This is a genomic window from Paraburkholderia sp. GAS334 (assembly GCF_050436625.1).
GTDB lineage: Bacteria > Pseudomonadota > Gammaproteobacteria > Burkholderiales > Burkholderiaceae > Paraburkholderia.
On record NZ_JBNDMO010000002.1, the window covers coordinates 642,954 to 655,502 of the forward strand.

At 62.5% G+C, this 12,549-nt stretch carries 14 protein-coding genes; 10 read left to right on the forward strand and 4 right to left on the reverse strand.

The genetic code is table 11. From position 1 onward, the window contains the following. Positions 1–67: 67 nt before the first annotated feature. On the forward strand, positions 68–253 hold the full coding sequence (locus tag P3T21_RS06325) for a hypothetical protein (protein ID WP_090534779.1): 186 nt from the start codon (positions 68–70) through the stop codon (positions 251–253). A 137-nt stretch (positions 254–390) separates the two neighbouring features. On the opposite strand, the gene mgrA is transcribed toward P3T21_RS06325, so the two are convergent. After that, complete coding sequence (mgrA, locus tag P3T21_RS06330) at positions 391–1,434, reverse strand: L-glyceraldehyde 3-phosphate reductase (protein WP_429255059.1); 1,044 nt, start codon at positions 1,432–1,434, stop codon at positions 391–393. Positions 1,435–1,613: 179 nt separating this feature from the next. Here mgrA and P3T21_RS06335 point away from each other — a divergent pair, with 179 nt between their 5' ends. Next, positions 1,614–1,817 (forward strand): DUF3185 family protein, encoded by a 204-nt coding sequence (locus P3T21_RS06335; RefSeq protein WP_429255060.1) that lies wholly within the window; start codon positions 1,614–1,616, stop codon positions 1,815–1,817. Between the two features lie 49 nt (positions 1,818–1,866). On the opposite strand, the gene P3T21_RS06340 is transcribed toward P3T21_RS06335, so the two are convergent. Both P3T21_RS06340 and P3T21_RS06345 read right to left on the reverse strand, forming a co-directional pair. Then, positions 1,867–2,655: a phytanoyl-CoA dioxygenase family protein gene (locus P3T21_RS06340; protein ID WP_429255061.1), complete on the reverse strand. Its 789-nt coding sequence runs from the start codon at positions 2,653–2,655 to the stop codon at positions 1,867–1,869. Between the two features lie 166 nt (positions 2,656–2,821). Then, positions 2,822–3,004, reverse strand: coding sequence for a hypothetical protein (locus P3T21_RS06345; RefSeq protein ID WP_429255062.1), 183 nt, complete (start codon positions 3,002–3,004; stop codon positions 2,822–2,824). Positions 3,005–3,084: 80 nt separating this feature from the next. Between P3T21_RS06345 and P3T21_RS06350 the strand changes: the two genes are divergently transcribed. Continuing rightward, a complete protein-coding gene (locus P3T21_RS06350) occupies positions 3,085–3,438 on the forward strand; it encodes a hypothetical protein (protein ID WP_429255063.1) in 354 nt (117 codons plus the stop codon). Between the two features lie 211 nt (positions 3,439–3,649). Here the strand turns inward: P3T21_RS06350 and metK are convergent, their stop codons facing one another. Continuing rightward, a complete protein-coding gene (metK, locus tag P3T21_RS06355) occupies positions 3,650–4,837 on the reverse strand; it encodes a methionine adenosyltransferase (protein ID WP_429255064.1) in 1,188 nt (395 codons plus the stop codon). Positions 4,838–5,115: 278 nt separating this feature from the next. Between metK and P3T21_RS06360 the strand changes: the two genes are divergently transcribed. From P3T21_RS06360 to dksA, 7 genes are all read left to right on the forward strand, one after another. Next, entirely contained in the window at positions 5,116–6,000 is an 885-nt protein-coding gene (locus P3T21_RS06360; protein WP_429255065.1) for a lipid A biosynthesis lauroyl acyltransferase, read from the forward strand. A 97-nt stretch (positions 6,001–6,097) separates the two neighbouring features. Further along, the gene (gene dapF / locus P3T21_RS06365) at positions 6,098–6,964 is read left to right on the forward strand and encodes a diaminopimelate epimerase (protein ID WP_429255066.1); all 867 of its coding nucleotides are present in this window, start codon (positions 6,098–6,100) and stop codon (positions 6,962–6,964) included. A gap of 59 nt (positions 6,965–7,023) precedes the next feature. Next, positions 7,024–7,740: a DUF484 family protein gene (locus P3T21_RS06370; protein ID WP_429255067.1), complete on the forward strand. Its 717-nt coding sequence runs from the start codon at positions 7,024–7,026 to the stop codon at positions 7,738–7,740. 18 nt (positions 7,741–7,758) lie between these two features. Next, positions 7,759–8,682, forward strand: coding sequence for a tyrosine recombinase XerC (gene xerC, locus P3T21_RS06375; RefSeq protein ID WP_429255068.1), 924 nt, complete (start codon positions 7,759–7,761; stop codon positions 8,680–8,682). Positions 8,683–8,807: 125 nt separating this feature from the next. Then, the gene (locus tag P3T21_RS06380) at positions 8,808–10,010 is read left to right on the forward strand and encodes a class I SAM-dependent rRNA methyltransferase (protein WP_429255069.1); all 1,203 of its coding nucleotides are present in this window, start codon (positions 8,808–8,810) and stop codon (positions 10,008–10,010) included. Positions 10,011–10,177: 167 nt separating this feature from the next. Beyond that, positions 10,178–11,251, forward strand: coding sequence for a CobW family GTP-binding protein (locus tag P3T21_RS06385; protein ID WP_429255070.1), 1,074 nt, complete (start codon positions 10,178–10,180; stop codon positions 11,249–11,251). Between the two features lie 591 nt (positions 11,252–11,842). After that, entirely contained in the window at positions 11,843–12,262 is a 420-nt protein-coding gene (gene dksA, locus P3T21_RS06390) for an RNA polymerase-binding protein DksA (protein WP_228875512.1), read from the forward strand. Positions 12,263–12,549 lie beyond the last annotated feature (287 nt).

The following is a 12,549-nucleotide window of genomic DNA, read 5'->3' on the forward strand; positions in this document are numbered from 1 at the left end:
CGCGGCCGCGCCGCTTTCATCACAACTACAACGGCCTCTCGTGCGAGCAGCATATAAGGAGACAAGCATGACGACCTACTTCACGATCGGTGATTTCATTCTGGTTATTCCGATGGCGCTAGCCGGCGCGCTCTTCCTTGGCGCGTGCCCGTGTGCAACCGAGTTCAGGCATAACGTCCTGCGCGTGCTGGGCGCGCTACTCGGGGTGGTCGTCGCCGTTCTGCTGGTCGAAGGTCTGCCTGCGCTGGTGTAGCGATCGGGACGCCCGGATAGCGCCTGAATCGCGCGGGATAGCCGGATCGATCGAGGCAGGAACGCTTGCAACGCTTGTGAAAAAGCCGCCTCACGGCGGCTTTTCGTACCAGCTTGCCTGCCCGATCGTGACGTCGATCAGATGTGCTGATCGGTCGACGGCTTTTCCCACAGGTTGACGCCGCCTTCGGTCGCAAAGCGATCGATCTCGGCCAGTTCTTCGTTCGAAAACTCGAGGTTTTTCAGTGCGCCGGCATTCTCGCGCACCTGCTCCGGCTTGCTCGCGCCGATCAGCGCCGACGTCACGCGACCACCGCGCAGCGTCCACGCAAGCGCCATTTGCGCGAGGCTCTGTCCGCGACGTTGCGCGATGTCGTTCAGCTTGCGCACGTGATCGATGTTCTGCGCGCTCAGATGCTCCTGCTTCAGCGAATCGCCACCCGCCTTGTTGACGCGCGCGTCCTGCGGCACGCCGTTCAGATACTTGCTGGTCAAGAGGCCCTGGGCGAGCGGCGTAAACGCGATGCTGCCTGCGCCGATGCCGTCGAGCGTATCGAGCAGTTCATGCTCGACCCAGCGGTTCAGCATGTTATACGCCGGCTGGTGAATCAGCAGCGGCACCTTGTATTCGCTCAGCAGCTTCGCCATTTCACGTGTCTTCGCCGGTGAATACGACGAAATGCCAATGTATAGCGCCTTGCCCTGCTGCACTGCCGTCGCGAGCGCGCTGGCGGTTTCTTCGAGCGGCGTGTCGGCGTCGAAACGATGCGAATAGAAAATATCGACGTAATCGAGGCCCATGCGCTGCAGGCTCTGATCGAGACTCGCGAGCACATACTTGCGCGAGCCGCCGCCCTGACCATACGGACCCGGCCACATGTCCCAGCCCGCCTTCGACGAGATCAGCAGTTCATCGCGATACGGCTTGAAGTCGTCCTTGAAATGGCGGCCGAAATTCGTTTCCGCGCTGCCGTACGGCGGCCCGTAGTTATTCGCCAGATCGAAGTGGGTAATGCCCAGATCGAACGCCGTGCGCAGGATATCGCGCTGCGTCGAGAACGGCGTGGTATCGCCGAAGTTGTGCCACAGGCCGAGCGACAACGCCGGCAGCTTGAGCCCCGACTTGCCGCAAACGCGGTATTGCATGTCCGAATAGCGCTCTGATGCTGCTTCATAGGCCATTGCTTGAATTCCCTGATAGAGACTGAAAAGGCGCGCGCTTTGACACGCGAGGCGCGGAACTATGTATGGTAGCCAATCGGTGCGTCGCTTGCATCGCCCCAGACTGCGGGACGAAGGATGGACGCCGCCGCGCCGCTCCCCTACACTGCGGCGACCATGTTTAACGATGAGGGATTTTCATGACCAGAGCGATCTCGTTCGCGTTGATCGTCGGCGGCGTGGTGCTGCTGTATTTCGGCGGCCAGTCGTTCAACTCGTTCAGCAACGACGTCTCACGCGTCTTCACCGGCGCACCGACCAACAAGACTATCTTCCTGATCGCCGGCGGCGTGGCCGCGACACTCGCCGGGCTCACCGGTCTCATCGTGTCGGGCAAACGCTAGGCGTGCAAACGATGGGCGGCTCGCAAACCGCCGCTCATCGTCATTGTGCTCAGAACGCGACTTCCGGCATCGACGCCGACCGCGATCCCGGCAAAGGCACATTGCTCGCGCCGTGGTACGTGAATACGAGTGAAAACTTCACGTCGTCGCTGATGTTCTTGCCCGCTGAATGCAGCGTGTTGCAGTGGAAGAACACAACGTCGCCGGTCTGCAATTCCGGTGAAATGGCCGTCTGGATCAGCGCCTGATTCTCGGGCAGATCGGAGCGGAAAAATTTCGCCTGATCGAAACGGTCTGACGTGAACGGCACAGTATGCGACAGCGGTACGAACCACAGCGCGCCGTTATCCACCGTCTCCGGTCCGAGCGCGGCCCACACCGACACCAGATCGTCCCGCTCGAACGACCAGTACCGCGAATCGCGATGCCAGCCCGTCAGGCTGCCGTACGCCGGGTGCTTCGTCATCATGCAGTTGTGATGCGCGCGCGACAGGTGCGGCTCCTCGCCGAAATACAGCTCCATCCAGCCCCGGATCTCGGGCGCGGTCGCCCATTCGCGAAAGAGCGGATCGCGCTGGTACGCATCGAGCAGACGCCGCACGGTGTGGCCGCCCGGCGCGTGTTTCGACTCGGGGGCGCCCGGATAGCGCAGATCGGCCTCGAACTCCAGCGGCGAGGTAGCCTCCTGCAACTGCCGCTCTGCAACCTGCTTCATCTGCCCGCAGCGCTCTGGGGTGAGCAGTCCGGGCACGACGACGAAGCCGCGGTCGCGCAACTCCTGGACCTGCTCCTTTTTCGAATGAGGCAACTGATGCGACTGATGCGACTGAACTGACATGGAGACATTCCGGGTCGGCTGGCTAATACCGGATTGTAAAACGTACCCGATCCGCCTGGGCGGCTCACCACGCGCTCCCCCTTGCAGACGATGCAGTGACGCGGTGCATCGCACGCCATCGGGGCAGCGTCTGCACGAAAATCGACCGCCAGCGCGCGATCGCGGCTCATATCTGGCGTTTGAAACGACCCTTTTTCCAGGGGTAATCAAGGGTAAAAACCCGACTTCCTGGCGTCATGAATCGCGTGTAGCCTGCACGCATGTTGATCGCCAACCCCGCCTCCGCGGTGCGCGCGCGGCCTGCGATGGCTGCTGTCGCATCGATCCGCGCGCTTTCCGGTTTCTCCATCGACCCTGCTGGCATATTTGGTGCTGCTCTTAGCGCGCCTGCCACCGCCTGTTCGATGCTCCATTCATCTCGCTGAAACCATGCACACTTTATTGAGCACCGGTCTTACCCGCGCCGCGTTGAAAGCGGCGCGTCCCGCGCGCCGTCATGTCATGCGAGCGCTGCGCCATCATTCCGCGCGCACCCGCGCGCTCGCCGAACAATGGCGTGAAGCGAAGCCCGTCGACGGCATCCGTATGTGGTTTCATTCTTTCTTCGCCGCACTGCGCGTGAGTAGTGGCTCGCATCGTTTCTCGCTGCGTACGCTGCTGCGCAAGCCGACGACGCTGCGCACGCTGAATGCGCGCCCGGCGGCTGTGGTTCGAAGCACGAGCCGTCGTCCGCGTCGCGTGTCGGTCACGAGCACGGGCTGGTTTGCGTTTGCGACGCGGTGAATCAGGCCGTGTGAGGCGTGAACCACACGAGGGCACGCCAGACGGCCACGCGCCGTAAAGCGTCGGCCTCGCTTTTCGTGCCCTTTGCGTCGCCCGGCGTCTCTAACCACAGGCCGCCGCCGCGCATTCGCGACGCACAATAAAAAAACCCCGCACGGCGCTAGCCGGCGGGGTTTTTTGCATGAAGCGCGAACTTCGTGCGCGACCGGAATCAGGCCAGCGCGGCAACCGGTTCGGTGCCGGCCGCTTCCGCGAGCGCGAGCGCCTTGTCGGTGGATTCCCACGAGAACTCCGGCTCTTCGCGGCCGAAGTGGCCGTAAGCAGCGGTCTTTTCGTAGATCGGACGCAGCAGGTCAAGCATCTGGACGATGCCTTTCGGACGCAGATCGAAGTGTTCCTGAACCAGACGCGTGATCATTGCGTCCGACACGCGGCCCGTGCCGAATGTGTTGACCATCACCGAAGTGGGCTTCGCAACGCCGATTGCGTACGACACCTGGATCAGGCAGCGCGACGCGAGGCCGGCAGCAACGATGTTCTTCGCGACGTAACGGCCGGCATAAGCTGCCGAACGGTCGACTTTAGACGGATCCTTGCCCGAAAACGCGCCGCCGCCGTGCGGTGCTGCGCCGCCGTACGTATCGACGATGATCTTGCGACCCGTCAGACCGCAGTCGCCTTGCGGGCCGCCGATCACGAACCGGCCGGTCGGGTTCACGAGGAACTTGATGTCGCCCTTGATCAGTTCAGCCGGCAGCGTCGGCTTGATGACTTCTTCGATCACGGCTTCGCGCAGCGTCGCGAGTTCGATGTCCGGCGCGTGCTGCGTGGACAGGACGACCGTATCGATCGAATGCGGCTTGCCGTCGACGTAACGCACGGTGACCTGCGACTTTGCGTCCGGACGCAGCCACGGCAGACGGCCGTCGCGGCGCAGATTGGCCTGGCGCTCGACGAGGCGGTGCGACAGGTGGATCGGCAGCGGCATCAGTTCCGGCGTTTCGTCGCATGCGTAACCGAACATCAGGCCCTGGTCACCGGCGCCCTGATCGAGGTTGTTGTCGTGCGCGCGGTCCACGCCCTGCGCGATGTCCGGCGACTGCTTGTCATACGCGACGAGCACCGCGCAGCCGCGGTAGTCGATGCCGTAATCCGTGTTGTCGTAGCCGATGCGCTTGATCGTTTCGCGCGCGACCTGGATGTAGTCGACGTTGGCCGTCGTGGTGATTTCGCCAGCCAGCACGACGAGACCGGTGTTGCACAGCGTTTCCGCTGCAACACGCGAGTATTTGTCCTGCTTCAGGATGGCGTCGAGAATCGCGTCCGAGATCTGGTCGGCGACCTTGTCCGGATGGCCTTCGGAAACCGATTCGGAGGTAAAAAAGTAATCGTTTGCCACGTTGCAGACTCCTGTTATGTGGTTACGGTTTGAGTTTCACGTAGCCAGCTCCGGGAGCCTGAAGCGGCGACGCTTTAGCGGATTTACAGACCGTCAGGCGCTCAAACATTGAGTTGGCGCCCGCCAGCTTCGCCCCGCAAGTTGTCTATTAACTCGGCGAAGCCCTTATTATAGCGACTTCTTTCAAATGTCACAGAGTACCCTCGCGTGATGTATTACGTCCTTTTTACTGATTTCCTGAAGGCCCTTCCGTGCTACGCCCCACACGGGGAAGCCGCATGCTGAGTCGCTATGGCACAAAGCTCGCCATCGGCCTGCTGAAATTATTCGCGCTGCTGCCGTACGGGTTCATCGCACGTCTTGGAGACGGCCTCGGCTGGCTGCTTTACCAGATCCCGAGCCGGCGCAAGCGTATCGTCCACACCAACCTCAAGCTGTGCTTCCCCGAATGGAGCGAGGCGCGTCGTGAAGATGTCGCACAGAAGCACTTCCGCCACGCAATCCGCAGCTATCTCGAACGCAGCGTTCAGTGGTTCGCCTCGGCGAAGAAGCTCGAGAAACTGGTGCAGGTCGACAGCGAGGTTGACCTCACCGACCCCGACATGCCGCCGACGCTGCTTCTGGGCTTTCACTTCGTCGGCATCGAGGCCGGCTCGATTTTCATCAACTACGCGCTGCAAAGGACCTGCGGTTCGCTCTATCAGCCGATGTCGAATCCGGAACTCGAAGCCGTCGCGAAAGCGGCGCGAGGCCGTTTCGGCGCCGAACTGGCGAGCCGCGCGGACAGCGCGCGCATCGTGCTGCGCTGGCTGCGCGACCTCAAACCGGTGATGCTCGGCGCCGACATGGACTATGGCATGCGCAATTCGACGTTCGTGCCCTTCTTTGGCGTGCCGGCGTGTACGCTCACCGCGGTCGGCCGGCTGGCCAAGGTCGGCCACGCGCAGGTGCTGCCGTTCATCGGCGAGGTGCTGCCGAACTACAAGGGATATCGTCTGAAGGTATTCAAGCCGTGGGAAAACTACCCCACCGGCGACGACGATCTCGACGCGCGCCGCATGAACGCCTTCCTCGAAGAGCTGATTCCGAAGATGCCCGAACAGTATTACTGGTTGCACAAGCGCTTCAAGACGCGTCCGCCTGGTGAGCCGGGCGTTTATTGAATCCTGCCAGCGGCATGACGTGTCGCGCACCTGGCCGGATGGCTAACGCAGCAATTGCCATCGACGCGCGCGCACGCGCGTCCCTTACAATAGTGGGATGAAACTCAAATTCACCAAAATGCACGGCGCGGGCAATGACTTCGTCGTGCTCGACGGCTACACGCAACCTGTCACGCTGACAGAGGCGCAGGTGCGCGCGCTCGCCGACCGTCATTTCGGCATCGGCGCGGATCAACTGCTGCTCGTTGAACGGCCCACGGTGGAAGGCGTCGATTTCCGTTATCGGATCTTCAATTGCGATGGCGGCGAAGTCGAGCATTGCGGCAATGGCGCGCGCTGCTTCGTGAAATTCGTGCGCGACGCGCACCTCACGGAAAAGCGCACGGTGCGCGTAGAGGTGCAGAACGGCCTCGCCACGTTGACGATGCAGGACAACGGCGAGGTATCCGCCGATATGGGCAGCCCGGTGTTCGAGCCGTCGCGCGTGCCATTCGATGCCACTGGCCTCGAAGGCCGTCGCGAAGGCAACGACACGCTCTGGCCGCTCGACGTGAACGGCACGACGCGTGAGATTTCGGTGGTGTCGATGGGCAACCCGCACGCGGTGCAGATCGTCGATGACGTCGAAGCCTTTGCCGTCGGCGTCGATGGTCCGGTGATCGAAAAACATCCACGTTTTCCGCAGAAGGTGAACGCCGGCTTCATGCAGATCGTCGCGCGCAACGAGATCAAACTGCGCGTCTACGAGCGCGGCGCGGGCGAAACGCTCGCGTGCGGCACGGGCGCGTGCGCGGCCGTTGCGGCTGGCATTCGTCGTGGGCTGCTCGATTCGCCCGTCACGGTGCACACGCATGGCGGCGTGCTGACCATCACATGGAACGGCGCCCGGGATGAGCGCGCGCCGCTCCTGATGGCCGGACCGGCCACGACCGTGTTCGAAGGCGAGATCGAACTGGCCGACTAGCTGCAAACAGAATCCATAATCAACAACACCACGCCCCGCGCATCTCTTAAGCCGAAACCATGAACGATCGCGAAGTCGCCGAATACCTGCTTGCCAACCCTGATTTTTTCGCCGAACACGCGGAAATGCTCGCGACCATCCGCCTGGCGAATCCGCACGGGAAAGCGGCTGTGTCGCTGCAGGAACGGCAGATGGAAATGCTGCGCGACAAGAATAAACACCTCGAACGGCGTCTCGCTGAACTGCTGCGTTATGGTCACGAAAACGACAGCATCGCCGCGAAATTCAGCCGCTGGACAACGCGCGTGATGTCCGAACGCGATCCGCACGCGCTGCCGCGCACGATCTCGAACGGCCTGCGCGACATTTTCGACGTACCGCAGGCGGCACTGCGCGTGTGGGATGTCGCCGAGCCGTACGCGCACGCGGAATTCGCGCGGCATGTCGGCGAGGAAGTGCGCATTTTCGCCAACAGTCTCGCCACGCCGTATTGCGGCGCAAATACGGGTTTCGAGGCGGCGCAGTGGCTCGCACCTGCGGTCGCGGCAGTGCCGGATGAGGGCGTATCAGGTGAAGAACCCGCCGCCGCAACCACCGGCTCGATCGCGCTGCTCGCGCTGCGCGACCCGGAAGCGGCCGTGGACGCCAGCGCATTCGGTCTGCTCGTGATGGGCTCACCGGACGCGCGACGCTTTCACGACGGCATGGCCACCGACTTCCTCACGCAGATCGGCGCGCTCGCCAGTGCGGCGCTGAGCCGTCTGCTGCCGCGCTAACACCAGCCAGCCAGCCACGTGAACCTCGCCGATCCCGTCGCCGCGTATCTCTCAAGCCTCGAGCATGAGCGACGGCTGTCGGCGCACACGCTGCGCGGCTACACGCACGAACTCGACGAACTGAAGAAGCTCGCGAACGGCCGTCCGTTCGAACAGCTCACCGCAACCGATATCCGCGGCGCAGTCGCAAGGGCGCACGCAGGCGGGTTGTCGGCGCGATCGATCGGGCATCGGCTTTCGTCGTGGCGGGCGTTTTATCGCTGGCTCGCCGGGCGCATCGATCTGCCGGTGAATCCGGTCGCGACCGTGCGTGCGCCGAAGCAGGCGAAAACGCTGCCAAAGGCGCTTTCCGTCGACGACGCCCACACGCTGATGGAAGCGCCCACCGCCGGCACCGCCGAAGGCCTGCGCGATCACGCGATGCTGGAACTGTTCTACTCGTCGGGGTTGCGGCTGTCGGAACTGGTCGGGCTGGACGTCGCGTTCGCCGACGTCAACGGCTATCGATCGGCAGGCTGGTTCAAACTCGACGCGACCGAAGTCGAGGTGCTCGGCAAGGGTAACCGGCGTCGCGTCGTGCCGGTCGGCGCGAAGGCGCTAGACGCACTGCGCGCCTGGATCGCGGTGCGCGGCGAGTTCGTCAAGCACGATCCGCATCCGCTGTTTCTCTCCGCGCGTGGCAACCGGATGTCGCCGAACGTCGTGCGCGACCGCGTGAAGCGCGCCGCGATGCTGGCTGGCATTCCGGCGAATGTGCATCCGCACGTGTTGCGTCACTCGTTCGCCACGCACGTGCTGCAATCGAGCGGCGACCTGCGTGCCGTGCAGGAACTGCTGGGTCACGCGAGCATCACCGCGACCCAGGTGTACACGGCGCTCGATTTCCAGCATCTGGCGCGGGTCTACGATCAGGCGCATCCGCGCGCGAAAAAGCGCGACTAGGACCCTCTCTCTCCGGCGCCTGCACTGCGGCGCGCAGGCCGCGCCACACATCTTCCTGCGCCGCCCCGGGCAGCCCGATGCGCGCGCAATTGTCCGCACATGGCATCCCTTCGCAAAGTCAAACCATGATTACCGTTACGCTGAAATCGTCTAAAGAGAAGTCGCTGCTGCGCCGCCATCCGTGGGTCTACGCGAACGCGATCGATCGCGTTGACGGTGAGCCTGCTTCGGGCGCGACCGTGATCGTCCGCGCGCACGACGGGCGGTTTCTCGCGCGCGCGGCGTACAGCGCGCACTCGCAGATCCGCGCGCGCGTGTGGAGCTTCGACGAGGCCGAACCCATCGATCACGCATTCTTCAAGCGCCGCGTGCAGCGCGCGCTCGCGCATCGTCAGAAGATGGTGCAGAACACCGGCGCCGTGCGGCTGATTTTCGGCGAAGCGGACGGCCTGCCCGGCCTGATCGTCGACTACTACATCGCCGACGACAACACGAAGCGCGGCCAGATCGTCTGCCAGTTCATGGCCGCGGGCGTCGAGGCGTGGAAAGAAGCGATCGTCGCAGCGCTGACGGGCGCGACGGGCTGCCCGAACGTCTACGAGCGCTCCGACGTGTCGATCCGCGAGAAGGAAGGCCTCGAGCAGACGACCGGCGTGCTCGCCGGCGACGCGCCGCCGGCCACGCTGATCTCAGCCGAAAACGGCGTGCGGTATCACGTCGACGTGCGCAACGGCCACAAGACGGGCTTCTACGTCGACCAGCGCGACAATCGCGCGCTCGTGCAGCAGTTTGCGCAGGACCGCGACGTGCTGAACTGCTTCTGCTACACCGGCGGCTTTTCGCTGGCGGCGCTCAAGGGCGGCGCGAAACGGGTGGTGTCGATCGATTCGTCCGGCGAGGCGCTCGCGCTTGCGCAGCAAAACGTCGAGGCCAACGGTTTCGATGCGGCGCGCGCCGTCTGGCTCGACGCCGACGCGTTCAAGACGTTGCGCCGCCTCTACGACGAAGGGGAACGTTTCGACCTGATCGTGCTCGATCCGCCGAAATTCGCACCGTCGCGCGAACATGTGGACCGCGCGGCCCGTGCGTACAAGGACATCAATCTGACCGGCCTGAAGCTGCTGCGTCCGGGCGGCCTCCTGTTCACGTATTCGTGTTCGGGCGCGATCGACGCCGAGCTGTTCCAGAAGATCGTCTCCAGCGCGGCGTCGGACGCGCGGGTCGACGCGCGCATCCTGAAGCGCCTCGGCGCGGGCGTCGATCACCCCCTGCTGACTGCGTTCCCGGAAGGCGAATATCTGAAAGGCCTATTGTTGCAAATTGCCTGATCGCCCATAGTTTCGGGATATTTCCCGCCCGGCGAACGTTCGGCGAAAACCCGGTTTTAAGGCTGCCGCCAGCGGCGCCTTGACAGATATGTTTCAATTACTGACCGATCGAGTGGCCGCCCGCGCGCGGCCCCGCACCTGATTCACGCATTTAACAGGCAGACAACATGATCCCCGTTACCATCCTCACCGGCTTTCTCGGCAGCGGCAAAACCACGCTGCTCAAGCGCATCCTGAACGAAAAGCACGGCATGAAGATCGCCGTGATCGAGAACGAGTTCGGCGAAGAAAACATCGACAACGAAATCCTCGTGCAGGACGCCAACGAACAGATCATCCAGATGAGCAATGGCTGCATCTGCTGCACGATCCGCGGCGACCTCGCGCGTGTGCTCGGCGATCTGGCCGCGAAAAAGCAGGCCGGCGAACTGGATTTCGACCGCGTCGTGATCGAAACCACGGGCCTTGCCAATCCGGGCCCGGTGGCGCAAACGTTCTTCATGGATAACCAGATTGCCGACGAATTCCTGCTCGACGCGATCATCACGCTCGTCGACGCGAAGCACGCCGATCTCCAGCTCGACGAGCATGAAGTCGTGCAGCGTCAGGTGGGTTTTGCGGATCGTCTGTTCATCACGAAGGCGGATCTGGTCGACGAAGAGGCGATTGGCGATCTGCGCCATCGTCTGCTGCACATGAATCCGAAAGCGGCGATCAGGGTCGTCAATTTCGGCGCAGCCGACATCAAGGAAATTTTCGATCTGCGCGGTTTCAACCTGAACGCGAAGCTCGAAATCGATCCGGATTTCCTCGCCGAAGATGAGCACGACCATGCGCATCACGACCATGACCATGATCATGCGGATTGCGACCACGATCACGGCCAGTGCGACCACGAAGATCACGATCACGGCCACGCCAGGCACCACCACGCGCACCACGACGACAAGATCAAATCGTTCGTCTACCGCAGCGAGCGCCCGTTCGATCCGAACCGGCTGGAAGACTTCCTCGGCGGAATCTTGCAGATTTACGGCGAACGCCTGCTGCGCTACAAGGGCGTGCTGTACATGAAGGGTGTCGATCGCAAGGTTGTGTTCCAGGGCGTGCACCAGATGATGGGCAGCGATCTGGCGTCGAAATGGCAACCGATCGAAAAGAAAAACAGCAAGATGGTTTTCATCGGCATTGAATTGCCGCGAGACCTGATTACCGACGGCCTCGACGCCTGTCTGGCCTGAGACTGAGGCTGCAACGCCGCGCCAAAGAAAAAAGCGGCCCGAAACTGGCTGAATCTGGTCACGCCAGTCCCATCGGGCCGCTCAAAATGCGGTATATGTGAAAGGCGCGTGAAAACCCTGTTGCGTAAAACCGTGCACGACCATCGCTTTTTGGTCATTAGCGCGTTATATTTTCACGATATCGACAGTGGCAGCAGGGATTTCCCCCGCTTGTCGTCCCGGATTGTGATTCAGTTACAATACGTGCCCACTGGAGAATGACAACGAAATGCCCGGGACATCGCAGCCCGTACCGGGTGCACACGGCGGGGCGCATACGGCGCCGGAAAATCTCATCCGGAAATCACGCCGACATGCAGGCCGGCACGCCGGTTTCGGGGAGCGCGCTGCCGGTAGAAGTAATGCCTCAGGAGCATCTGTAGACCGGTTTCCAGAGGAGTTCGGCCCCGCATCGGCGCCTTTGGCGTCACGACAGCCCACCGTCCGTGTTCGCCAGCGCTCGACTGAGCGCGATTAAAGGCGTCTTTGCGGGCAACACGAAAGAGCGGGCAATACGTATGAGTTTTGCCTCACATTGAAGAAGCAAGCCAGATGACGACGAAACGACTCTTGACCGAAGCCGAAATCCTGAAGATGAGCGACAAGGATTACATGAATGAGGATCAGCTCGCTTTCTTCAAGAACAAGCTCGAACAGCTGCAGGCGGAAATTCTCCGCAATGCTGGCCAGACGACCGAAAACCTGCGTGAAACAGTGATCGTGCCGGACCCGGCCGATCGCGCGACGATCGAGGAAGAGCATGCGCTGGAACTGCGCACGCGCGACCGCGAACGCAAGCTGCTGAAGAAAGTTCAGCAATCGCTCGCACGCATCGATTCGGGCGACTATGGCTGGTGCGAAGAAACCGGTGAACCGATTGGTGTTCCGCGCCTGCTCGCGCGGCCCACGGCAACCCTGTCGCTCGAAGCGCAGGAACGCCGCGAACTGCGCCAGAAGCTGTTCGGCGACTGACCGCCGCGGCGCGGCTTCGGCCCGCGCCCCAACACGCTGCTTCGTCGAGAGGCGCACGGTGTTCCGTGCGCCTTTTTTCTTTTGCAATGCGTGCTCTCGCGCCTGCGCGCATGGTTGTTTCGGCCCCATCTTCTCCCGCGCTTTTCCGTCTTTTTCCACCGTTAGCCATTCGGCTGACTCTTGATATGCTGCCGCACGCCCTAAAATAAATCGGACATGCGTTGCACGAGCGCGCGCGCTTTCGGCTGGTTGTCTGCGTTGCGCGCCGTCCGCTTACCTGGATTCAA

Bases quoted from the DNA above. Each gene is read 5' to 3' on its own strand.
- P3T21_RS06325 (WP_090534779.1), top strand. From the start codon at position 68: ATGACGACCTACTTCACGATCGGTGATTTCATTCTGGTTATTCCGATG.
- mgrA (WP_429255059.1), bottom strand. From the start codon at position 1,434: ATGGCCTATGAAGCAGCATCAGAGCGCTATTCGGACATGCAATACCGC.
- P3T21_RS06335 (WP_429255060.1), top strand. From the start codon at position 1,614: ATGACCAGAGCGATCTCGTTCGCGTTGATCGTCGGCGGCGTGGTGCTG.
- P3T21_RS06340 (WP_429255061.1), bottom strand. From the start codon at position 2,655: ATGTCAGTTCAGTCGCATCAGTCGCATCAGTTGCCTCATTCGAAAAAG.
- P3T21_RS06345 (WP_429255062.1), bottom strand. From the start codon at position 3,004: ATGGAGAAACCGGAAAGCGCGCGGATCGATGCGACAGCAGCCATCGCA.
- P3T21_RS06350 (WP_429255063.1), top strand. From the start codon at position 3,085: ATGCACACTTTATTGAGCACCGGTCTTACCCGCGCCGCGTTGAAAGCG.
- P3T21_RS06360 (WP_429255065.1), top strand. From the start codon at position 5,116: ATGCTGAGTCGCTATGGCACAAAGCTCGCCATCGGCCTGCTGAAATTA.
- dapF (WP_429255066.1), top strand. From the start codon at position 6,098: ATGAAACTCAAATTCACCAAAATGCACGGCGCGGGCAATGACTTCGTC.
- P3T21_RS06370 (WP_429255067.1), top strand. From the start codon at position 7,024: ATGAACGATCGCGAAGTCGCCGAATACCTGCTTGCCAACCCTGATTTT.
- P3T21_RS06380 (WP_429255069.1), top strand. From the start codon at position 8,808: ATGATTACCGTTACGCTGAAATCGTCTAAAGAGAAGTCGCTGCTGCGC.
- P3T21_RS06385 (WP_429255070.1), top strand. From the start codon at position 10,178: ATGATCCCCGTTACCATCCTCACCGGCTTTCTCGGCAGCGGCAAAACC.
- dksA (WP_228875512.1), top strand. From the start codon at position 11,843: ATGACGACGAAACGACTCTTGACCGAAGCCGAAATCCTGAAGATGAGC.